Genomic DNA, 21435 nt, shown 5'->3' on the forward strand with positions numbered 1-21435 from the left:
GACAGCTTGCCGCGGAGGCACCGCCCGTGTAGTGGACGAATCGGAGAGCCGTACCCTGGTGATGTGAGCCTCAGACTTCTCGACAGCGCGACCAGGGAGCAGCGTGCGTTCACGCCGCTGCGGGCCGGAGCCGTGTCGATGTACGTCTGTGGTGCCACCGTGCAGGGGCTGCCGCACATCGGCCACGTCCGCTCCGGTCTCAACTACGACGTGCTCCGCCGCTGGCTCGGCCGCAGCGGGTACGACGTCACCCTGGTCCGCAACGTCACCGACATCGACGACAAGATCCTCCGCAAGTCGGAGGCCGCCGGGCGTCCGTGGTGGGAGTGGGCGGCCACGCACGAGCGGGCCTTCACCGCCGCCTACGACGCCCTGGGCTGCCTCCCGCCGTCGGTCGAGCCGCGCGCGACCGGGCACATCACGCAGATGGTCGAGCTGATCGAGCGGCTGATCGAGCGCGGTCACGCCTACGCGGCGAACGGCGACGTCTACTTCGCCGTCCGGACGATGCCCGAGTACGGGACGCTGTCCGGCCAGAAGGTCGACGACGTCCACCAGGGCGAGGGCGAGGCCGGGGACAAGCGGGACCCGCTCGACTTCACGCTGTGGAAGGCCGCGAAGCCGGGCGAGCCGAGCTGGCCCACCCCGTGGGGGCACGGCCGTCCGGGGTGGCACCTGGAGTGCTCGGCGATGGCGACCGCGTACCTGGGCCCGGAGTTCGACATCCACGGCGGCGGCCTGGACCTGGTGTTCCCGCACCACGAGAACGAGCGGGCCCAGTCGCACGCCGCCGGTGACCCGTTCGCCCGGTTCTGGCTGCACAACGCCTGGGTGACCATGGGCGGCGAGAAGATGTCGAAGTCGCTGGGCAACACCCTGGCGATCGAGGCCCTGCTGCAGCGGGTCCGCCCGGTCGAGCTGCGGTACTACCTGGTCGGCCCGCACTACCGGTCGGCGATCGAGTACTCCGACGCCGCGCTGGACGAGGCGGTCGCCGCGTACCGGCGGGTCGAGTCGTTCGTGAACCGGGTGCGGGAGCGGCACGGGCTGCCCGAGCCCTCCACCGAGCTGCCCGCCGAGTTCACCGCCGCGCTCGACGACGACCTGGGCACGCCGATCGCGCTCGGTGCGGTGCACAAGCTGGTGCGGGAGGGCAACACCGCCCTCGACGCCGGCGACGCCCGCACCGCGTCGCAGGCCGCGTCCTGCGTCCGCGCGACGACGGGCGTGCTCGGCCTCGACCCGCTGGCCGCCGGGGGCGCGGCCGACAACGCCGGCGACGCCGCCCGGCAGGCACTCGGCACCCTGGTCGAGTCGATGCTGGAGCGCCGGCAGGCGGCGCGCGCCAGGCGCGACTTCGCCACCGCGGACCGGCTCCGCGACGAGCTGCTCGCCGCCGGGATCGCCGTCGAGGACGGCGCCGGCGGCTCCACCTGGACATTGAAGGACGCATAAGAGCATGGCAGGCAATTCCAAGCGACGCGGTGCCGTCCGCAAGGAGGGCACGAAGAAGGGCCCGGTCATCGGTTCCGGCGGCCAGCCCCGGCGCTCGCTCCGCGGCAAGGGGCCGACCCCGTCCGGCGAGATGCGCCCGGGCCACCCCAAGCAGAAGGCGGCCGCCCGCCGCGAGCGGCAGGACCAGCAGCAACAGCGCCGCCGTCCGGTCGCCGGACGGCGCGGCGACGGCGAGGGCCCGGAGACCGTGCTCGGCCGCAACCCGGTCGTCGAGTGCCTCCGGGCGGGTGTCCCGTCGACGGCGCTGCACGTCGCCACCGGTATGTCCGCCGACGAGCGGGTCGCCGAGGCGGTCTCGCTCGCCGCGGAGCAGGGGATCTCGATCCTGGAGGTCCCCCGCAACGACCTGGACCGGCTCACCGGCGGGGCGTTGCACCAGGGCCTGGCGCTGCAGGTGCCGCCGTACAGCTACGCGCACCCGGACGAGCTGCTCGAGGCGGCGGCCGACTCCGGCCGCCCGGCGCTGACCGTCGCCCTGGACGGGGTGACCGACCCGCGGAACCTGGGTGCGGTCGTCCGGTCGGTGGGGGCGTTCGGCGGGCACGGTGTCGTCGTACCGCAGCGGCGCGCGGCCGGGATGACGGCCGTCGCGTGGCGGACCTCGGCCGGCACCGCGGTGCGCGTGCCGGTGGCCCGGGCGACGAACCTGACCCGGACCCTGCGCGAGTACGCCTCGGCCGGGCTGATGGTCGTCGGCCTGGCCGCCGACGGTGACGTCTCCCTCGACGAGTTCGACCTCGCCACCGGGCCGCTGGCGCTCGTCACCGGGTCGGAGGGCAAGGGCCTGTCCCGCCTGGTGCGCGAGACCTGCGACCTGACGGTGTCGATCCCGCTGGCCGGCCGGGTGGAGTCGCTGAACGCCTCGGTGGCCACCGGCGTCGTGCTCGCCGAGGTCGCGCGCCGTCGTCGTCTGGAGCGCTGAGCGCACCCCGTCACCGCGCCAAGCACCCCGTCGCCGCGTCCCGCACCCCTCGCAGCGGGTGCGCGGCGCGGTCACGGGGTGCGTGCCGGGTCAGGCCCGGACGGGGGCCCGCCCACGGAGCCGGGCGATCACCCGGCACAGCACGTAGGCCACGAAGCCGATCGTCGCCACGTACGCCGACACCGGCACTCCGGGGGCGAGCGACAGGACCGTCCCGCCGACCAGCGCCACCTCGGCGATCACGATCGCGATCACCGTGGCGAGCACCGGGTTGGCGGTCACCCGGTTCGCCGCCGCCCCGGGAACGATCATGACCGCGAGCACCAGGATCGCACCGACGATCGGCACCGCCAGCGCGGTGACCAGGCCGATCAGCACCGCGAACACCAGCGACAGCGCCCGCACCGGGACGCCGCGGGCGAGTGCGACGTCGGGATCGGTGCTGGCGAACAGCAGCGGCCGGTAGACCACGAGCAGGGTGCCCAGCACGAGCAGCGCGACGACGGCGAGCACCCACAGGTTGGTGCCGTCGACCGACACGATCGATCCCGTGAGCAGGCCGAACCGGTTCGCGGACCGGCCGTCGTACAGCGACAGGAACAGCACCCCGAGGCCGAGCCCGAACGCCATCACGACGCCGATCACCGAGTCCCGCTCGCGCTGGCGCAGGCCGAGCACCCCGAAGATCGTCGCGGCGACGACGGCCCCGACGACCGAGCCGAGCCCGACCTCGACACCGACGAGCAGCGCGGCCGCGCCACCGGTGAAGGCCAGCTCCGCGGTGCCGTGCACGGCGAAGGCCATGCCGCGGCTGACGACCAGCGGGGTGAGCAGCCCGGCCACGAGGCCGAGCACCGCGCAGGCGATCAGTGCGTTCTGGACGAACGGCTCGCCGAGCAGCTCCGCGGTGCCGTCGAGGGAGAACAGCTCGTCCATCAGGCACCCCCCACCGGCAGCGTGTCGCCGTGGTGCTCGTGGTCCTCGGCGCCGACGACGACCAGCCGGTCCCGTACACGCAGCACGTCGACCTCGGTGCGGTAGAGCTCCGACAGCACCTCCGAGGTCATGACCTCCTCCGTCGGCCCGATCCGGAACCGGCCGTCGACCAGGTAGAGCACACGGTCGACGAGCGGCAGCACCGGGTTGATCTCATGGGTCACGAACAGCACCGCGGTGTCGTCGGCCCGGCGGCGGTCCTCGATCAGCCGGGTGACGGTGCGCTGGTGGGAGAGGTCCAGCGACAGCAGCGGCTCGTCGCACAGCAGGACGGCCGGGTCCCCGACCAGGGCCTGCGCGACGCGGAGCCGCTGCTGCTCGCCGCCGGACAGCCGTCCGACGGGGGCGTCGGCGTACCCGGTCCCGCCGACCTGCTCCAGCGCCCGGTCCACCTTCGCCCGCCGCACCCGCCGGCCGCGCAGGCCCGGCCCGAACCGGTGCCCGTCCAGCCCCAGGCCGATCAGGTCGCGTCCGCGCAGCGGCAGGTCCGGATCGAGCGGCTGCTGCTGGGGCACGTAGCCGATCTCCGGGCTGCCCCGCCGCGGCGCCGCACCCGCCACCCGTACCTCGCCCTCGGACAGCGGCAGCAGGCCCAGCAGGACGCGCATCAGCGTCGTCTTGCCGGAGCCGTTCGGGCCGAGCACGGCGACGAACTCGCCGGGCGCGACGTCGAGGTCCAGGCCGGACCACAGGGTCCGGTCGCCGAAACGCAGGCCCGCCCCGCGCAGTGAGAGCGCGGGGCGGGTGGTCGTTGCAGGGTGCACGGGATCAGCGTGCCAGCGCCGCGTTCAGCGCATCGAGGTTGGTGTTCATCCACTGCACGTAGTCGTCGACGCCGTCGGGCATCGTCTCCGACATCTCGACCACCGGGACGCCCGCCTGCTCGGCCGCGGCCCGGACCTGGTCGGTGCTCGCCGACTCGGTCTGGGTGTTGACGATCAGCGCGTCGACCGGCGGCTGGGCACGGAACAGGTCGAGCATCTGCGCGACGACGGCGGCGGGCGGGTCGGTGCCCTCCTCGACGGCGGACGAGAACTCCTGCGGCGTCGCGTTCTGCACCCCCGCGGTCTCGAGCAGGTGGTCGGGCACGGGCTCGGTCACCGCGACCCGTGCGCCGGGGTGGGCGCGGCCGATCTCGGTGGCCTTCGAGGTCAGCTGCGCGACCCCGCCGCCCACCGTCTGCGCGTTGCTGCGGAAGTACTCGGCGGCACTCGGGTCGATCTCGGCGAGCCGGTCGGCGATCTGCTGGGCGACCTTCTGCACGGTCGGCAGGCTGTACCAGACGTGCTCGTTGAACGCGCCGTGGTCGTGGCCCTCGTGTCCGGCCTCCTCGCCCTCGCCGGCGTGCGCGGCGTGCTCCTCGGGACTCTCACCCGCGTGCGCGCCGTGCGCGTGGTCGTGCCCACCGGCCTCCGCCGCCTCGGCGGCGCCCTCCAGCCCGGAGACCGCGACCGCGTCGACGACCGGGGCCCGGTTGCCCGACGCGTCGACCAGGCCGGTCATGAACGCGTCGTAGCCGCCGCCGTTGGTGACGATCAGCTGGGCGTCGCCGACGGTGGCCGCGTCGCCGGGGGTGGCCTCGTAGCCGTGCGGGTCCTGGTTCGCCGAGTCGATGATCGGGTCGACCTGTGCGTAGTTGCCGCCGACGGCTTTCGCGACGGCGCCCCAGGCGTCGGTGGAGGTGACGATCCGGACCTGGGGGGTGTCCGGGCTGGTGGGGGTGTCGACCTGGCCGGAACCGCAGGCGGACAGTCCGAGGGACAACGCGGCCAGCCCGGCCACGAGAGTGGCGGGCCGGAGCGGGGATCGGGACACGGACGGAGCTCCTATCAACATATCGGCATATCTTTATCGATAACCGTTCTCGATTCACTCTACCGTCGGACGACGCCCCCATCCCACGTCGCAGGGTGTGATCCGCGCAGGCCCGGACGGGGTGGACTTTCACGCCGGTGACGGCGCCGCTACCGTTCGGGGATGACCGGTCCCCAGCACCAGCGGCGCCCGGCGACGCTGGCGTCGCTGGCGGCCGAGCTCGGGGTCTCGCGGACGACCGTGTCGAACGCCTACAACCGTCCCGACCAGTTGTCCGCGCCGCTGCGCGAGCGGGTGCTCGAGGCCGCCCGGCGGCTGGGGTACCCGGGCCCGGACCCGGTCGCGCGGTCACTCCGTACCCGCCGGGCCGGTGCGGTCGGTCTGCTGCTCACCGAGGCCCTCAGCTACGCCTTCCGGGACCCGGGCGCGACGGGCTTCCTCGAAGGGCTCGCGCTGGCCTGCGAGAAGGCCGGGACCGGTCTGCTGCTCGTGCCGGTGAGCCCCGAGCACTCCGACGTCGACGCCGTGTTCCAGGCCGGCGTCGACGGCTTCGTCGTGTACTCGGTCAGCGAGGACGACCCGCACTTCCGGGCCGTGCTGCAGCGCCCGGTGCCGACGGTCGTGTGCGACCAGCCGGCCGACGTCGAGGGCGTCGACCGGGTCGGTGTCGACGACCGCGCCGGCACGCTCGCGCTGGGCAGGCATCTGGTCGAGCTCGGGCACCGGCGGATCGGGGTGCTCTGCATGCGCCTCGGCTCGCGACGGCACGACGGGCCGGCCGACCAGGCCCGGCAGGAGACGGGTTCCTACAGCGTGCAACGCGAACGCCTCGCGGGCCTGCGCGCGGCGTTCGCCGAGGCCGGTGTGGACTGGGCTGGCGTGCCCGTCATCGAGCGGTACGAGCACACCCTGGAGGCCGGTGCCGACGGCGCCGCCACCCTGCTCGACGCGCACCCGGGCATCACGGCGCTGGTGTGCACGTCCGACATCCTCGCCCTCGGCGCGCTCGGCGAGGCCCGCGAGCGTGGCCTGCGGGTCCCCGAGGACCTGTCGGTCGCCGGGTTCGACGGCGTCCCCGAGGCCGAGCGGGCCGGGCTGACCACGGTCCGCCAGCCGTTCCGGGAGAAGGGCCGGGAGGCGGGTCGCCTGCTGCTGGAGCGGGGCGACCGCAATGTCTCCGAGCACGTCGTGCTGCCCACCGAGCTGATCGTCGGCAGCACCACGCGGGCGCTCCGCCAGTCCGGGGAGTTCTTCTCCGGGTGGTGACGCTGACCGGCCTGCGCCGGTACCCGGTCAAGTCCTGCCGGGGTGCCGACCTGCGACGAGCCGTGGTGGAACGGGCCGGTCTCGCGGGCGACCGCCGGTGGATGCTCGTCTCCGGCGACGACGGCCGGATGGTCACCGCGCGCACCCACCCGCGGCTGGTCCTGGCCGTGCCGCAGCCGGTCGTGGACGGCCTGGAGATCACCGGGCCGGACCTGCCCGCGCTGCGGGTGGCCGTGCCCGACCCGTCGCCGGGCGTCGAACCGGTGCGGGTGCACCGGTGGGAGACGGCGGGCGTGCGGGCCGGGGACGACGCCGACGCCTGGTTCTCCGAGCTGCTCGGCGAGAAGGTCCGCCTCGTGCACCTCGACGACCCGGACCGCCGTCGCCCGGATCCGGAGTTCGCCCGGGACGACGACCGGGTCTCGTTCGCCGACGGCTACCCGCTGCTGCTGACGTCGACGAGCAGCCTCGACGCGCTGAACGCCCGGGTCGCCGACGGTCCGCACGCCGGCGAGGGCCCGCTGCCGATGGTCCGGTTCCGCCCGAACCTGGTCGTCTCCGGTGCTCCCGCGTGGGCCGAGGACGGCTGGCGCCGGGTGCGGATCGGGGACGCGCGGTTCCGGGTCGTGAAGGGCTGCGCCCGGTGCGTGCTGACCACCGTGGACCCCGTGACGGCGGTGAAGGGCCGGGAGCCGATGGTCACCCTGGCCCGGCACCGACGGTTCGACAAGGGCGTCTGGTTCGGGATGAACCTCGTCCCCGACGACCCCGGGACGGAGCTGCACGTCGGTGACCCGGTCGAGGTCCTCGACGCCGCCGACCCGGCGGACGGGCCGCCGCGCTGACCCCGGGCCGGCGAGGCGCCGTCCGTCTCGTCGGTATCGTCGGGCCCGGGTCCCCCGTCCGGGTGGCCGGACGGACCGACGGGGAGGCTGCGCTGAACGACGCCGGCCCGCCCCGACGCCCGCGCCGCGGCCCCCCGCCCGGTCGCGCCTCCGCGCCACCACCCGGACGGTCCGCTCCGCCCCCTCCGGCACCGCCGCCTCCCGGGGCGCGGCCCGCCGGTCCGCCTCCTGCCGGGCCCCGCCCCGCCGGTCCGCCTCCGGCCGGGCCGCGGCGGTCCGTGCCGGGGTCCGGCCGGCCCGCACCTCAGCCGCCCGCAGGACCCGGCCGCGGTGCGGCCCCGGGAGCCGGCGCCGGGCGTGGGGCGGCGGGTCCCCGGGCCGGGCAGCGCGCCGCCGCCCGCCCGCCGTCGTCCGCCCCGCAGGCGGCGTGGCCCGTCGCGCCGCCGCCCCCGGACGTCTCCGGGTGGGACCGGGCCGACCGGCGGTCCCCGGATCCGGCGGACCTGCACCCCGCCGAGCGCCCCCTGCCCCCGCGCCGCGGCGGTCCGCGCCGGACCGGACCGCCACCGCGCCGGGGTGCGGCCCCGGACGCACGTCCCGGGATCGGCCGTGGCGCCCCGCGTCGCCCGCTCGAACCGATCGGCCCGCGCATCGCGGCGCTGCGGCGCCGCCTGCTCCCGCAGCGGGCCCCGGGTGCACCGGCGCCGTCGACACGGGCCCGGCTCCGCCAGGGCCTGCGCTGGGCACTCGTCGCCCAGGCCGTCCCGCTGGTCCTGGTGCTGCTGTTCACGCTGGTCGACCCGCCGTACTCGATGTTCCGGCTGTGGAACTTCGGGCCGACCGTCGCGCAGTGGACCGACGCCGACCACGTGTCGCGCAACTTCCTGGTCGTCGTCATGGGGCAGGAGGACCAGCAGTTCCCCGAGCGGACGCTCGCGGTGGACTACGGGATGCAGTGGGCGCGTGTGCAGGCCTACATGGACGGGACCGACGACCCGTCGGGATCGACCATCACCCAGCAGACGTCGAAGAACCTGTTCCTGTGGGGCGGGCGGTACCCGCCGCTCGAACCCGTGCGCAAGGCGCTGGAGATCCCGCCGGCGGAGACGATGGAACTGGTGATGCCCAAGCGCCGGATCCTGGAGATCTACGTCAACGTCGCGCAGTTCGCGCCGCGCGTCTACGGCGTGTGCGCCGCGTCCTGGTACTACTTCGGCAAGTCCAGCCGGGCGCTGAGCATCGACGAGTCCGCCCAGCTCGTGGGGCTGCTGCCGTCGCCGCTGCACGTGGAACGCGCCCCCGGCGGGGGCATGCGCTTCCTCGGGGACACCAACGGCAACGGTGCCGCCGATCCCGGCGAGCGCGGGTTCATCAGTGCGAAGGGCTACTGGCACGCCCGCGAACGCGCACCCCGCTGGTACAGCCAGATGGGCGGCGTCTCCGCGACCGAGGGCATCGGGATCGCCGGCAGCGCCTCCGACCTGCCCGCCGCCGACGACCCGTGCCGCGAGCCACCCGCCGCGCTGGCCGACCTCGACTGACCCCGGTCAGCCGCGCAGCGCGGCCAGCCGCTCCAGGACCCCCGCCATCTCCGGCGGGCCGGGGACCCGGTGCCGGGCCGCGGTGTCGCCGTCGCCGACCTTGATGCCGACGTCGCCGTCGCGCAGCACCCGGAACGCGGTCTCGTCGGTGACGTCGTCCCCGGCGAACAGCACCGCGTCGATCCCGAGCTGGTCACGCAGGACCTCGACCGCCGCGCCCTTCGTCGTCCGCAGCACGGCCAGGTCCAGCACGTCCTTGCCGGGGGTCGCGTCGATCCCGTCCCGGACCCACCCGGCCGCCACCCGCTCGAGCAGGGCGGCGCCGTCGGCCGGATCCATGCCGCGGACGTGGACGGCCGCACCGGCCGGCTTCGTCTCCAGCCGGGAGCCCGGAGCGGCGTCGACGAGCTCCCGCAGGCCCGCGAGCAACGCCTCGCGCCGCTCCGCCTGCGCCGCGGTCAGGAGTCCGGTGCGGCCGAGGCGGGCGGCGAGCTCGTCGTCGTACTCCGCCCCGTGGCTGCCGACCAGCCCGACCGGCGGGCCGAACCCGGAGACGGCCGCGAGGTCGTCGCGCCCGCGGCCGGACAGCATCACGACGGTCGTCGTGTCGTGCGCGGCGAGGCGCCGGACCGCCTCGGCGGACTCCGGCAGCGGCCGCGAGGCCGACGGGTCGTCCACCAGCGGCGCGAGGACGCCGTCGAAGTCCAGCGCGACGAGCAGTGCCCCCGCCGACGCCAGCCGGTCCAGGTCGGCGTCGAGGCTCACGGGGCCACCGTGACCCCGAGCGACTCGAGGAACCCGCGCGCCCAGCGGTCGACGTCGTTGTCGAGGACCTGCCTGCGCAGCGTCCGCATCCGTTTCGCACCCTCGTCCGGGTTCATGGTCAGCGCCGCGTAGAGCGCCTCCTTGACCCCGTCGGTGTCGTGCGGGTTCACCAGCAGCGCGCTGGTCAGCTCGATCGCCGCACCGGCGAACTCGGACAGGACGAGGACGCCGCGGTCGTCGTGCCGGGAGGCCACGTACTCCTTCGCGACGAGGTTCATGCCGTCGCGCAGCGGGGTCACCAGCATGACGTCGGCCGCCAGGAAGAACGCGACGAGTTCCTCGCGGGGCAGCGACCGGTGCAGGTAGTGGACGGCGGGGTGCCCGACCCGGGCGAACTCGCCGTTGAGGCGCCCGACCGAGAGCTCGATGTCGTCCCGCATCTGCTGGTAGTGCTCGACCCGCTCGCGGGACGGCGTCGCGAGCTGGATCATCACGGCGTCGTCGACCGTGATCCGCTCCTCCTCGAGGAGCTCGTGGAACGCGCGCAGCCGGACGTCGATGCCCTTGGTGTAGTCGAGCCGGTCCACCCCGAGCGCGATCCGCTCCGGGTTCCCGAGCTCCCGGCGGATCTGGGCGGCCCGCTCGATCACCTCGGGGCGGCGGGACAGGGCGTCGAGGTGCTTCGCGTCGATCGAGATGGGGAAGGCGCCGAGCTGCACCCGTCGATCGCCGTAGCGGACGATCTCGGGATCACGGTCCGGTGCCGCACCGGTGAGCTCCTGGGCGAGCCAGTGGAAGTTGCGGACACCGCCGTCGGTGTGGAAACCGACCAGGTCGGCCCCGAGCAGCCCCTCCAGGATCCGGGTCCGCCACGGGAGCTGGCGGAACAGCTCGACCGGCGGGAACGGGATGTGCAGGAAGAAGCCGATCCGCAGGTCGGGGCGCAGCTCGCGCAGCCGGCCGGGGACGAGCTGGAGCTGGTAGTCCTGCACCCAGACCGTCGCGCCGTGCGCGGCGACCTTCGCGACCTCCTCGGCGAACCGCTGGTTGACCGTCGTGTAGGCGCGCCACCAGTGCCGGTGGAACTGCGGCTGCGCGACGACGTCGTGGTAGAGCGGCCAGAGCGTGCCGTTGGAGAAGCCCTCGTAGTAGTCCTCGACCTCCTGGGCGGACAGGCGTACGGGGAACAGCGACAACCCGTCCTCGGCGAACGGCTCGACCTCGACGTCCGGAACGCCGGGCCAGCCGACCCAGGCGCCCTCCCGGGCCCGCAGCGTCGGCTCCAGCGCCGTGACCAGGCCCCCCGGGCTGCGCTTCCAGCCGGTGCTGCCGTCCGGCCGCCTTTCGTAGTCCACCGGCAGCCGGTTGGCCACCACCACGAGGTCCGCTGCGGTCACCGGTTCGCCGCTGGTCACATACCCTCCTCGACGCGCGGGCCCCGGGCTCGTCCCGCGGCCCGCCGCCGACCCTACTTCGAATCCTGCGACGCGGCCCCGTTCTCGGCGGCGCCGTCGGAGCCGGGGCCGAACATGAACCCGCTGTTCGTGGCGGGGCTCGGTGCGTCGGTCGAGGTCGGCCGCTCCTCGGGCGTGCGCTGCGGCCGGGTCACGAACTGGCCCAGGGCCACACCGGCGGCCAGCGCGAGGCCGGTGGCGAGCGCGATCGTCACCGTCACCAGGCCTTCCGAGACCCCCTCGACCGCGAGCTGGTAGAAGCCCTGGTACGCGGCGAGACCGGGTAGCAGCGGGGTGACGCCGGCCAGCGTGACGACCATCGGCGGGGTGTCGGTGCCGCGCCGCAGCAGACCGGCGGCCAGGCCGACGACGAGCGCCGCCAGACCGGTCGAGGTGATCGTGCCGAGCCCGACGATCTGGGTCATCGCCCCGTACACGGCCCAGCTGGCCGCGCCGACCGCACCGGCGATCGGCAGCGACTTCAACGGGGAGTAGCCGGCCAGCGCGTAGAACGCCGCGGCCAGCGCACCCGACACGACCGACAAGCCGAACTGCCCGACGCTCGACGGCAGGTCGCCGGAGACCTCGATGGTGACGTCGAACTGGAACCCGAGCTGGAGCCCGATGACGACGCCGGTCAGCAGCCCGGCCGAGAGCAGCGAGATCTCCACGACCCGGGCCGACGCCGTCAGGTAGTAGCCGGTCAGCGCGTCCTGCACGGTGCTGACCACGCTCAGCCCGGACAGCAGCACCGTGATGCCTGCCGCCACGATGAACGACGGCCTCGTCCCAGCGGGGAACAGGCCCAGCGAGATCAGCAGGATCGTCGACGCGGTGACCAGGAAGCCGCCGAGCGCCTGCTGGAAGAACGCGGCCACTCCCAGGCGCGCCAGCAGCCGGCCGATCCGGTCGATGATCGCCGTGGTGACGAAGGCGGCCGTGGCCGTGATCGGGCCACCGCCGAGCAGGAGCGCAATGGATGCGGCCAGCCCGGCCCACCCGACCGTGGCGATCCAGCGCGGGTACGGGTGCGGGCTGCGCATGACGTCCGAGACCCGCGACGACGCCGCCCGGACGTCCAGCTTTCCCGCCTCGAGATCCCGGACGATCTCCTCGGTCTCCGCGAGCCGGGACAGGTCGAGCGTCCGGTAGCGGACCAGCCGCATGGTCGTGACCGGCTGGGCCGCGTTGCCGCGGTGGCAGCACATCGTGATCGAGGTGAAGGTGATGTCCACGTCCACGGCGGGCAGACCCGCGGCGTTCGCCAGCCGCAGCATCGTCGCCGTGACCTCGTCGACCGACTCACCGGACGACAGTTCGATCTCGCCGATCCGCATGCAGAGGTCGAGGACCTGCTGCACCTGTGCGTCGTCGGGCACCTGGGGGCCGAGCATCAGCATCGGCACCGTCGACGGACCCGGGGTCAGCAGCCGTTTCGCGTCGCGTCGCAACGCTCCGCGCAACCGGCGTGCGAACCGGTCGCCCGTCGGCGTCTCCTCGGCCACGACCCCGTCACCTCCGTATGTCCTAGCGGTGCCTGCGCCTACAAGGCTAGGGCTGTGTCCCGGCACGGCGACGGGGGCTCCGCCGGCCTCACACCCGGCCTCACATCGTGCGACGGCCGGGCAGGCCCGGAGGTTGCGACGACGGCTGCGGGTTAGGCTGGGATCACCCGCCGGTGTAGCTCAGTGGTAGAGCAACTGTCTTGTAAACAGTAGGTCGTCGGTTCGATCCCGACCTCCGGCTCCATACGTGACCTGCACGTTCGCCGTTCCCGTCGATCGGCCGGGCGCCGGTGGCCGCCCCGACACCGTGATGCGCCTCCTCCGCGGAGTAGCGGGAGCCGGCCCGCTCCGTTCGGTGCGGCTGTGTCATGTCGCCCGGACAGTGACCACGGACTGTCACCTGCTCGCGGGAAACCGGATCCGGAAAGAGCACGGTACACGGTTCTGTCGGAGAGTCGGCATTCGGTGAAATCGCGACCTGCCATGTCCCGTGAACGGGGGGGGGGTTCCTGATCGGCGAACTTGACTACGAAGACGTCCGAGGACTCTGCTGTGTCCTGGAATTGCGAGCCGAGCAGAGTTCGTGGTTCCCGTTCGGTGCGACAGGGTCGACATGGAGGTTTCCCCGTGATCCGGAAATCCGTTCTTCTGCACGCGCTCGGAGATCTGTGCCGCCGGCGTCCTCGGTGTCGCATGCTCACCGTGCCACTCCTCGTCGCGGCACTTCTGCTCGGGACGTCGCTGGCGGGTGCCGCACCGGCCTCTGCGCGAACGATGACGCTGGACTGCACGAACGACGCCCTGGGCGGACTCGACGTCCAGTTCAACCGCGTCCGGATCTTCGGGCAGGTCGAGTGCCGGGAGAAGAGTGGTGACTCGCCCGACAGCATCGTCCTGTCGGTCACCCTGACGAACGACACGCTCGCCTCGTCCGAGAACAATCAACAGACCGAGGAAAGGGCCTGGTCCGCCGGTCCCATCGGCGCCGAGCTCGTCTGCATCCCGGGGCATCACTACCGCTACGCCGTCACCAGTCGCGTGACCTGGGAAGGCGGGCTGTACGACTTCGGCGACTGCGCCAGCGACCCGATCCTCATCGACTACTGCGGTGATTTCGAGGTTCCACGCTCGAATCTGTTCTGTGCCGCCGACAGTGCCTGACGTACACATCACCGGGGCGCTCCCGCGCCGGACCGTCCCGTACGCGAGGTGCTGTGGTGGGGCACCGGGTTCGCCGCCCTGACGAGCGAGGTGGCGCCCCGAGTGGGTCGCCGGTGTCGCGTGCCTGATCGGTCGTGGCCGACCGGGTTTCGGTCGTGCACGATCGTTCCCGCCCGATCGTGGGTAAGGTCCCCCGGAGGGAGAGATCCACGTCACACCGATCGAGGCACTGTCATGCCGCAAGGAGGCCGCATCACATGAAGCTCGCTCTCTACCTGCCGAACTTCCGCGACAAGGTGACGATCAAGGAGCTGACCGACCTCACCGAGCTCGCCGAGGAGCTCGACTTCGACTCGGTCTGGACGCTGGACCGGATCGTCGTCCCGGAGGCGTCCGACCACGAGGGGCTCCAGTACTCGTTCGGCATGATGGACGGCCTGCCGAACGCCCTGCCCGTGAGCTCCCGCGGACAGTGGTTCCAGGGCTACCCCCTGATCCCGTGGCTCGCGGCGAAGACCTCGAAGGTCCGCATCGGCATGAGCATCATCGACACGCCGTTCCGCTCGCCCGGCGTCCTCGCCGCGGAGCTGTCGACGATCGACCACCTCTCGAACGGCCGGCTCAACGTCGGTGTCGGGTCCGGCTGGATGCCCGAGGAGTTCGCCGCCGCGAGCGCCGCGCACATCTTCCCGAAGCGGCACAAGCACGTGCGCGAGTCGATCGAGATCATGCAGGGCATCTGGGCCGCCGAGAACGACCACTTCGAGTACCACGGCGAGTTCGCCGACTTCGACAAGTGCGGGTTCGGAGCGAAGCCGCTCCAGCAGCCGCGTCCGCCGATCTTCATGAGCGGCCTCAAGGACCCGCTGCGCTCGGCGCGGCGGATCACGAAGTACGACCTCGACGGGTGGATCGGCATCCAGGACTCCCCGGAGGGGCTCGGGAGGTGGCGGACCGCCATCGACGAGCAGTTCGAGGAGATCGGCAGCCCGAAGCGGTCGAAGGACCTCGAGATCTGCAGCATGATCTGGACGGTCATCACCGACGAGGACACCGACCAGACCGTCAACGGCGTCGCGTCGAACCTGCTCGTGGGCTCCGAGCGGCAGGTCACCGACCGGCTGAAGGCCTACAAGGAGGCCGGGATGACGATGCCGCTGATCTGGCCGCCGTTCGCCGACGTCCCGGTGTCGAAGACGCTCGACGACCTCAAGCGGATCAAGAACGACATCATGCCGAAGGTCGAGGCGTCCTGACCGATGGCCGAGCTCGAGGGTAAGCGCGTCCTCGTCACCGGGTCCGGGGCCGGGATCGGCCGGGCGATCGCGGCCCTGTTCACGGAGCGCGGCGCCCGGGTCGTGATCAGCGACATCGACGCCGACGCGGCCGGGAAGGTGGCGGCCGAGATCGGCGCCGCCGGCGTCGCCAACTGCGACGTCACCGACGAGGCGCAGGTACAGGCGGCCGTCGCCCGAGCCGTCGAGATCCTCGGCGGGCTGGACGTCCTGGTCAACAACGCCGGGATCGAGGTGGCCTCGCCGCTGCTGCAACAGTCCACGGAGAGCTTCGACCGGATCCACGCCGTCAACGTGCGGGGGCCCTTCGTCGCGATGAAGGCGGCGATCGGGCACCTGGTCGAGTCGAAGGGCAACGTCGTCAACATCGCCTCGATCGCGGGCATCGGCGGCAGCCCGCTGCTCGGGTCGTACTGCGCGAGCAAGGCGGCGGTGATCCAGATGACCCGGGTCGCGGCGGTGGAGATGCGGCCGACGGGCGTCCGGGTCAACGCGGTCTGTCCCGGCTTCGCCGACACGGCGATGGTCGAGCGCCTGGTCCCGGACTTCGAGGCGGCGACCCAGGTCCCGTTCGGGGACCTCGTCGCCATGAAGCAGGGGCGGCTCGGCACCCCGGAGGACATCGCCGAGGTGGCGGCGTTCCTCGCGTCCGACCGGGCGTCGTGGGTCACCGGCAGCCACTACGTCCTCGACGGCGGGCTGACGGCGTCGCTGGTCTGAGATCGCACGCGTCGGCGGGCCCGCCGCGAGCGGGCCCGCCGGCTCACGCAGGGGGAGGCTGAACGGATGACCGACATCCTCTGGAGCCCGTCGCAGGACCGGATCGAGCGCTCCGCGCTGCGCGCGTACCTGACCTGGCTGGAGGAGCGAGAGGGACGGGCGTTCGCCGACCACGACGAGTTCTGGGCCTGGTCGGTCGCCGACGTCGACCGGTTCTGGCGCTCGATCGTCGACCACTACGAGGTCGCCTTCTCGGCGCCGTGGGACCGGGTGCGGACCGCCGACCCGATGCCGCACACCCGCTGGTTCACCGGTGCCCGTCTGAACTGGGCCGAGCACGCGCTGCGCCGCGGCGCCGAGGACGACCCCGCGCTGGTGTGCGTGCAGGAGGGCGGCGGCCGGGCCCGGGAGATCACCTTCGGCGAGCTGCGCCGGTCCGTGGCGGCCGCCGCCGGCTGGCTCCGCCGGGCCGGTGTCCGCCCGGGCGACCGGGTCTGCGCCTACCTCCCGAACACCGAGCACACGGTCGTCGGGCTGCTCGCCACCGCCGCGGTGGGCGCGGTGTGGTCGTGCTGCTCCCCGGACTTCGGCGCGGACGGGACCATCGGGCGGCTCGCGCAGCTGGAGCCCACCGTGCTCGTCGCGGCCGACGGCTACCACTGGAACGGCAGGGAGATCGACCGCACCGACGTCGTCGCGCAGCTGCGCGAGGAGCTCCCGACCCTGCGGCACGTCGTGCACGTCCCGTACGTGTCCGATCGCCCCGCGCCCGACGGCTGCACGCCGTGGGACGAGCTGCTGGCCACCGACGCGGCGCCCGAGTTCGAGCAGGTTGAGTTCTCGCACCCGTTGTGGGTGCTGTTCACCTCGGGCACCACCGGGCTGCCGAAGGGCCTGGTGCACGGCCACGGCGGGATCACGCTCGAGGGGCTCAAGTGGTCCGGGCTGTACTGCGGGCTGCGCGCCGGCGAGCGGATGTTCGCCTACACCTCGACCGGCTGGGCGTTGTGGAACATGCAGCTGGGCGCGCTCACGCAGGGCGCGGGCGTCGTGCTGTACGAGGGCAGCCCGGGGCACCCGGCCGGCGCCGTCTGGGAGGCCGCGGCCCGCACCGGGGCCGACGTGATGCTGCTCGGTGCCGCCGTCGTCACCGCGTCGGCGAACACCGGTGTCTCACCCCGGGCCGAGCACGACCTGGGCCGGCTGCGGCACGTGATGGTCAGCGGCTCGGCCCTGCCCCCGGCCGGCTACCACTGGATCGCCGAGCACGTCAGCCCGGACGTGCGGATCGACTCCACCAGCGGTGGCACCGACATCTCCGGCTCGTTCGTCGGCGCGAACGAGTACGCGCCCGTCCGGGCGGGCCGCATCGGCGGCCGGCTCGCCGGCGTCGACTGCGCGGCCTGGGACGACGACGGCGAACCGGTCGTCGGGTCGGTCGGCGACCTCGTCGTCACGCAGCCGATGCCGTCGATGCCGGTGTACCTGTGGAACGACCCGGACGCGGTGCGCTACACCGAGTCCTACTTCGACACCTGGCCCGGCGTGTGGCGGCACGGCGACTGGGTCACGCTGCACGACGATGGCAGCGTCTCCATCCACGGCCGCTCGGACTCGACGCTCAACCGGCAGGGCGTGCGGCTGGGCACCGGCGACTTCTACGACGTCCTCGAACCGATGCCGGAGATCACCGAGGCGCTGGTGGTCGGCGTCGACCTGCCGGACGACGAGTACTGGCTGGGCCTGTTCGTCGTCCCCGCACCCGGGCACGCGCTCGACGACGACCTCAGGCAGCAGATCGTCACCACCCTGCGGACCCGGTTGACGCCCCGCCACGTCCCGGACGAGATCGTCGAGGCCCCTGCCGTGCCGCACACCCTGAGCGGCAAGCGGCTCGAGGTGCCGATCAAGAAGCTGCTGTCCGGCAGGCCGCTGGAGAAGGCGGCGAACATCGCCTCGGTCGACGACCCCGACGCGCTGCGCTGGTACGCCCGGTTCGCGGCGGACCGGTCGGCGTAGCCGTGCGCCTGGGCGCGACGCTCGCGCACCTGTCCGACGCGCCGCCGTACCCGGTGGCGGAGTGGGCGCGCCGGCTGGCGGGTGCGGGGTTCCGGAGCCTGTGGGCGCCCGAGATCATCGGCCGCGGCCGGCTGGTCCCGGACCCGTTCGTCGCCCTCGCCGCCGCGGCCGCCGCCACCGACGGCGTCGAGCTGGGGACGGGGACGGTGCAGGTCCCGCTGCACCACCCCGCCGAGCTCGCGCACCGGATGCTCTCGCTGCGTGCGGTGTGCGGGGACCGGCTGTCGCTCGGTGTGAGCCCCGGCTCGACCCGGGGCGACTACGCCGCCCTGGACCGGGACCACCGGACTCGTTTCCGCGTGTTCGACGAGAACGTGGTCCGGCTCCGTGCGCTGCTCGCCGCCGGGGGCGACGACCACGCCCGGCTGTCCGACCCGCCGGCCGGCCGGCCGCCGCTGCTGGTCGGCTCGTGGGGCGCGAACGTCGAGAAGGCCGCCCGGCACTTCGAGGGCTGGCTGGGGTCGGGCTCCCGCGCCACACCCGACGAGATGGTCGCGGCGCTCGGCCGGTTCCGGGCCGCCGGTGGTGGGCGTGCCGTCGCGTACGCGGTCCCGGTGCCTGCGGGGGCCGACCTCGGGCGCACCGGCGAGCACCTGCGCCGCTACGCCGACGCGGGCTTCGACGACGCCGTCGTGGTGATCGGACCGGGCGGGCCGGACCCGGAGCGGGTGCGGGCCCTGCTGCCCTGACCCGTCCCACCGGCCGATGAGTTCCCGGTGCCGCGCCGGTCGGAACGGCATGCGCACCCACACCCTCCGCACCGACGGCGCCGAGATCACCTACGACGTCCACGGCCCCGACCCCGCTCCCGGCGGCCCGCCGCCGCTGGTCGCGGTCGGCCAGCCGATGGACGCCACCGGCTTCCGCTCGCTGGCCGCGCACCTGCCCGAGCGCACGGTCGTCGCGTACGACCCGCGTGGCCTCGGCCGCAGCACCCGCCACGACGGCCGGACCGACCACGACCCGGACGTGCAGGCCACGGACGTGCACGCCCTGATCACGGCCCTCGGCGCCGGGCCGGTGGACGTGTTCGGCAGCAGCGGCGGCGCGGTGACGGCGCTGGCGCTGGTCACGGCGTACCCGTCGGACGTCCGCGTGCTGGTCGCCCACGAGCCGCCGGTGATCTCCGTCCTGCCCGACGCGGACGAGGCCCGGCGCGCCCGCGCCGCCTGGCGCGACGCCTACGAGGCGAAGGGCTGGGGTGCCGGGATGGCCGCGTTCATCGCGATGACCAGCTGGACCGGCCCGCTCACCGACGCCTACCTCGCCGGCCCGGCCCCCGACCCGGCAGCGTTCGGGCTGCCCACCGAGGACGACGGCTCCCGGGACGACCCGCTGCTGTCCGACCGGTCCTGGGCGGTCAGCGACTTCGTCCCGGACGTCGCGGCACTGACCGCGGCGCGGACCCGCATCGTGCTCGCCATCGGCGAGGAGACCGGGGACACCTTCACCTCGCGGACCGCCCGTGGCGTCGCGGCCGCGCTCGGCAGCGAGCCGGTCATGTTCCCGAGCCATCACGGGGGCTTCGCCGGCGGCGAGTTCGGCTACCCGGGCAAGCCCGCCGAGTTCGCCGCCGTGCTGCGCGGGGTGCTCGACGGCGGCTGACGGCCCAGCCGGGCGGTCAGTCCTCCCGCTCGGCGGTCGCCTTCAGCTTCTCGAGCGTGGTCGTGAGCATGTCGCGGGTGAACGCCGCGCGGTCACGCACGCCGGTGACGACCCGGCCGATGGCGACGACGGGGGCGCGGCGCAGGTCCACCCAGGACTCGGTGACCTCGCAGCCGGTGCCGGTCGGCGTGATCTCGTAGATCCACTCCGCGGCGGTGACCGGGCCGAGGCGGGTCTCGAACGCGAACCGGCGCCCGGGCGTGGCGTCGGTGACGACGGTGGTGGTGGGCCAGCGCCGCAGCCCGCGCCGGTTGGTGCCGGCGAACCGGGCTCCGACGACCGGCCCGGTGGGGGTGCCCACCCAGCGGCCGCCGGTGTTCTCCGGGCTCCACTCGCCCATCCGGGGCAGGTCGCTGACCAGGTGGTACACCGTCTCCGGCGAGGCGGCGACGGTGGTGGTGGCGCTGGCGGTGGGGGTGCGCACGGGGCCTCCGGGTGTCGGGGTCGATCGTCGGTGCTGGCGGCACGGGCACCCGAGCCGACAGCATCGGTGTGCAGTGTGCCGCGGGTCAGTCCACGTCGAGCATCCGCCGGGCGAGCCGCTTCCAGCGCTCCACGTGCGGGTCGGTCTCCGGGTCGCGCGGGCTCACCGCGTAGGTGAGCGCGACCCCGCGCATGCTGGTGAACAGCAGCTCCCGGAAGTCGTCGAACGCGGCGTGGCTGGAGAGCGCCGGCCCGAACATCGTCGCGATCACGTGGGTCAGGGCGACGCCGAGGCGGCGCTCCTCGGGCAGCAGCTCGGCGCGGACGTCCTCGTTGGTACGGGCCACGGTCCACAGCTCCATCGCGGCCCAGAAGTACGGCTGCCGGAAGGTCTCCCAGAGCAGCTCGACGGCCCGGTCGACACGGTCACCGCCCGTCGTGCGGCCGTACTCGGAGTCGCCCACCCACCGTTCCATCTCGGCGACCCGCTCGACCGCCAGGTACTGGGCCGCGGCGATGAGGAGCGTGTCCCGGTTCGGGAAGTGGTGGAGCAGGCGGCCGCGGGACACCCCGGCCCGCTGCTGGATCGTCACGGTCGTGACCCGGGAGTACCCGTTCTCGTGGAGCTCCCGCAGGGCGGCGTCGAGGATGAGGGTCCTGCTGTTCGCCGACCGCTCCCCCTGGGTCCGCCTGCCACGCGGCCGGGGCGCACCGGCCGGGCCGGTGCCGGGTACTGCCGCCATGCGGGGCAGCGTAATCGTCCGGCGGGCCGGCCCGTCAGGCCCGCGCCATCGCCGCCAGCACCCCCGCCAGCTCCGCCACGTCGTGGACCGTGACGGCGGGCGCCGGCCCGTCGGGGTCGAGGGAGTGCCCGGGCCGGACCAGCCGGACGGTGCGGATCCCGGCCTCGACCGCCCCGCGGACGTCGCGGGCCGAGCTGGCGACGTGGACGAACCCGTCGCCGAGCAGGTCCCGTGCGCGCAGGTAGACGGCGGGCGCCGGCTTGTAGGCGCCCAGCCGCTCCGAGGTGAGGACGACGCCGGGGTCGACGAGCGGGTGCGCCCGGGTGGTGAGCGCGAGCGCGTCGTCGACGTTGGACAGGATCCCGATCCGCGCGTGCTCCGCGACGGCGGGCAGCCCGTCCGCCACGTCCGGCCACAGTGGCCAGCCGGCGACGCCGCGCTGCACCCGGTCGATGTCGGCGTCCGGGTCCGCCGTGAGGCCGAGCCCGGTGTAGGCGGCCGCCAGGGCGTCCCGGGACAGCGTCCGGAAGCTCGTCCAGCCCGCGCTCGTGTCGACCCGCTTCTGGCCGGCCTTGTTGTGCCGGTCCCACTCGTCGTAGAGCTCCTGGCCGGTGACGGTCCAGTCCCGCTCACCGGCGATCTCCGCGAAGGCACCGGACCCGCCGCGCCGCGAGTCGGTCAACGCACTGAACAGGTCGAACGTCACGATCATCGGAACTCCCGTC

Annotated in this window: 20 protein-coding genes and 1 tRNA gene; 12 read left to right on the forward strand and 9 right to left on the reverse strand. The window is 73.8% G+C overall.

All coding sequences use genetic code 11. The features are described from left to right. The first annotated feature begins 63 nt into the window (after positions 1 to 63). Both cysS and rlmB read left to right on the forward strand, forming a co-directional pair. Entirely contained in the window at positions 64 to 1455 is a 1392-nt protein-coding gene (gene cysS / locus PP1_RS18540; RefSeq protein ID WP_029239601.1) for a cysteine--tRNA ligase, read from the forward strand. A 4-nt stretch (positions 1456 to 1459) separates the two neighbouring features. Beyond that, entirely contained in the window at positions 1460 to 2437 is a 978-nt protein-coding gene (gene rlmB, locus PP1_RS18545) for a 23S rRNA (guanosine(2251)-2'-O)-methyltransferase RlmB (RefSeq protein WP_010231431.1), read from the forward strand. A 90-nt stretch (positions 2438 to 2527) separates the two neighbouring features. Here rlmB and PP1_RS18550 read toward each other — a convergent pair whose 3' ends face one another. Genes PP1_RS18550 through PP1_RS18560 form a run of 3 tightly spaced genes read right to left on the reverse strand, consistent with a single transcriptional unit; the run spans position 2528 to position 5248 of the window. Continuing rightward, positions 2528 to 3373 (reverse strand): metal ABC transporter permease, encoded by an 846-nt coding sequence (locus PP1_RS18550; RefSeq protein ID WP_010231433.1) that lies wholly within the window; start codon positions 3371 to 3373, stop codon positions 2528 to 2530. Beyond that, complete coding sequence (locus PP1_RS18555) at positions 3373 to 4197, reverse strand: metal ABC transporter ATP-binding protein (RefSeq protein ID WP_010231436.1); 825 nt, start codon at positions 4195 to 4197, stop codon at positions 3373 to 3375. Before PP1_RS18555 ends, PP1_RS18550 begins: the two co-directional genes overlap by 1 nt. A gap of 4 nt (positions 4198 to 4201) precedes the next feature. Next, positions 4202 to 5248 (reverse strand): metal ABC transporter solute-binding protein, Zn/Mn family, encoded by a 1047-nt coding sequence (locus tag PP1_RS18560; RefSeq protein ID WP_010231438.1) that lies wholly within the window; start codon positions 5246 to 5248, stop codon positions 4202 to 4204. A gap of 162 nt (positions 5249 to 5410) precedes the next feature. On the opposite strand from PP1_RS18560, the gene PP1_RS18565 reads away from it, so the two are divergent. The 3 genes from PP1_RS18565 to PP1_RS18575 all read left to right on the forward strand — a co-directional run bounded on the left by PP1_RS18565 (position 5411) and on the right by PP1_RS18575 (position 8900). Further along, positions 5411 to 6514, forward strand: a complete 1104-nt coding sequence (locus PP1_RS18565) for a LacI family DNA-binding transcriptional regulator (protein WP_010231441.1) — start codon at positions 5411 to 5413, stop codon at positions 6512 to 6514. Next, positions 6508 to 7359 (forward strand): MOSC domain-containing protein, encoded by an 852-nt coding sequence (locus PP1_RS18570; RefSeq protein ID WP_010231444.1) that lies wholly within the window; start codon positions 6508 to 6510, stop codon positions 7357 to 7359. The genes PP1_RS18565 and PP1_RS18570 overlap by 7 nt, the downstream gene beginning before the upstream one ends. A gap of 278 nt (positions 7360 to 7637) precedes the next feature. Next, a complete protein-coding gene (locus PP1_RS18575) occupies positions 7638 to 8900 on the forward strand; it encodes a transglycosylase domain-containing protein (RefSeq protein WP_082399259.1) in 1263 nt (420 codons plus the stop codon). A gap of 6 nt (positions 8901 to 8906) precedes the next feature. Here the strand turns inward: PP1_RS18575 and otsB are convergent, their stop codons facing one another. The 3 genes from otsB to PP1_RS18590 are packed head-to-tail and all read right to left on the reverse strand — an operon-like array spanning position 8907 to position 12624. Continuing rightward, entirely contained in the window at positions 8907 to 9665 is a 759-nt protein-coding gene (gene otsB / locus PP1_RS18580) for a trehalose-phosphatase (RefSeq protein ID WP_010240866.1), read from the reverse strand. Then, positions 9662 to 11080, reverse strand: a complete 1419-nt coding sequence (locus PP1_RS18585) for an alpha,alpha-trehalose-phosphate synthase (UDP-forming) (protein ID WP_010240867.1) — start codon at positions 11078 to 11080, stop codon at positions 9662 to 9664. Before PP1_RS18585 ends, otsB begins: the two co-directional genes overlap by 4 nt. Before the next feature lie 53 nt (positions 11081 to 11133). Next, positions 11134 to 12624 (reverse strand): threonine/serine ThrE exporter family protein, encoded by a 1491-nt coding sequence (locus PP1_RS18590; RefSeq protein WP_010240868.1) that lies wholly within the window; start codon positions 12622 to 12624, stop codon positions 11134 to 11136. 169 nt (positions 12625 to 12793) lie between these two features. On the opposite strand from PP1_RS18590, the gene PP1_RS18595 reads away from it, so the two are divergent. The 7 genes from PP1_RS18595 (at position 12794) to PP1_RS18625 (ending at position 19484) form a co-directional block, all read left to right on the forward strand. Beyond that, positions 12794 to 12868: transfer RNA gene (locus tag PP1_RS18595), tRNA-Thr, on the forward strand. Positions 12869 to 13326: 458 nt separating this feature from the next. Next, complete coding sequence (locus PP1_RS18600; RefSeq protein WP_139323986.1) at positions 13327 to 13785, forward strand: hypothetical protein; 459 nt, start codon at positions 13327 to 13329, stop codon at positions 13783 to 13785. Between the two features lie 257 nt (positions 13786 to 14042). Continuing rightward, positions 14043 to 15041, forward strand: coding sequence for an LLM class flavin-dependent oxidoreductase (locus PP1_RS18605; protein ID WP_010240871.1), 999 nt, complete (start codon positions 14043 to 14045; stop codon positions 15039 to 15041). Positions 15042 to 15044: 3 nt separating this feature from the next. Continuing rightward, complete coding sequence (locus PP1_RS18610; RefSeq protein WP_010240873.1) at positions 15045 to 15800, forward strand: SDR family NAD(P)-dependent oxidoreductase; 756 nt, start codon at positions 15045 to 15047, stop codon at positions 15798 to 15800. 66 nt (positions 15801 to 15866) lie between these two features. Then, entirely contained in the window at positions 15867 to 17819 is a 1953-nt protein-coding gene (locus PP1_RS18615) for an acetoacetate--CoA ligase (protein WP_010240875.1), read from the forward strand. Between the two features lie 2 nt (positions 17820 to 17821). Then, complete coding sequence (locus tag PP1_RS18620; RefSeq protein WP_010240877.1) at positions 17822 to 18568, forward strand: LLM class flavin-dependent oxidoreductase; 747 nt, start codon at positions 17822 to 17824, stop codon at positions 18566 to 18568. Between the two features lie 49 nt (positions 18569 to 18617). Continuing rightward, a complete protein-coding gene (locus tag PP1_RS18625; protein WP_010240879.1) occupies positions 18618 to 19484 on the forward strand; it encodes an alpha/beta fold hydrolase in 867 nt (288 codons plus the stop codon). A 16-nt stretch (positions 19485 to 19500) separates the two neighbouring features. Here PP1_RS18625 and PP1_RS18630 read toward each other — a convergent pair whose 3' ends face one another. From PP1_RS18630 to PP1_RS18640, 3 genes are all read right to left on the reverse strand, one after another. Then, on the reverse strand, positions 19501 to 19968 hold the full coding sequence (locus PP1_RS18630) for an SRPBCC family protein (protein WP_010240881.1): 468 nt from the start codon (positions 19966 to 19968) through the stop codon (positions 19501 to 19503). An 85-nt stretch (positions 19969 to 20053) separates the two neighbouring features. Next, complete coding sequence (locus PP1_RS18635) at positions 20054 to 20710, reverse strand: TetR/AcrR family transcriptional regulator (RefSeq protein ID WP_010240883.1); 657 nt, start codon at positions 20708 to 20710, stop codon at positions 20054 to 20056. A 34-nt stretch (positions 20711 to 20744) separates the two neighbouring features. Further along, complete coding sequence (locus PP1_RS18640; RefSeq protein WP_010240884.1) at positions 20745 to 21422, reverse strand: HAD family hydrolase; 678 nt, start codon at positions 21420 to 21422, stop codon at positions 20745 to 20747. Between the last annotated feature and the right edge of the window lie 13 nt (positions 21423 to 21435).

The sequence above is a fragment of the Pseudonocardia sp. P1 genome (genome assembly GCF_000178675.2).
GTDB lineage: Bacteria > Actinomycetota > Actinomycetes > Mycobacteriales > Pseudonocardiaceae > Pseudonocardia.

What these genes read in the sequence shown, in the direction of transcription:
- rlmB (WP_010231431.1), top strand. Translation starts at nt 1,460, where the DNA reads ATGGCAGGCAATTCCAAGCGACGCGGTGCCGTCCGCAAGGAGGGCACG.
- PP1_RS18550 (WP_010231433.1), bottom strand. Translation starts at nt 3,373, where the DNA reads ATGGACGAGCTGTTCTCCCTCGACGGCACCGCGGAGCTGCTCGGCGAG.
- PP1_RS18565 (WP_010231441.1), top strand. Translation starts at nt 5,411, where the DNA reads ATGACCGGTCCCCAGCACCAGCGGCGCCCGGCGACGCTGGCGTCGCTG.
- PP1_RS18605 (WP_010240871.1), top strand. Translation starts at nt 14,043, where the DNA reads ATGAAGCTCGCTCTCTACCTGCCGAACTTCCGCGACAAGGTGACGATC.
- PP1_RS18610 (WP_010240873.1), top strand. Translation starts at nt 15,045, where the DNA reads ATGGCCGAGCTCGAGGGTAAGCGCGTCCTCGTCACCGGGTCCGGGGCC.
- PP1_RS18615 (WP_010240875.1), top strand. Translation starts at nt 15,867, where the DNA reads ATGACCGACATCCTCTGGAGCCCGTCGCAGGACCGGATCGAGCGCTCC.
- PP1_RS18625 (WP_010240879.1), top strand. Translation starts at nt 18,618, where the DNA reads ATGCGCACCCACACCCTCCGCACCGACGGCGCCGAGATCACCTACGAC.
- PP1_RS18635 (WP_010240883.1), bottom strand. Translation starts at nt 20,710, where the DNA reads ATGGCGGCAGTACCCGGCACCGGCCCGGCCGGTGCGCCCCGGCCGCGT.
- PP1_RS18640 (WP_010240884.1), bottom strand. Translation starts at nt 21,422, where the DNA reads ATGATCGTGACGTTCGACCTGTTCAGTGCGTTGACCGACTCGCGGCGC.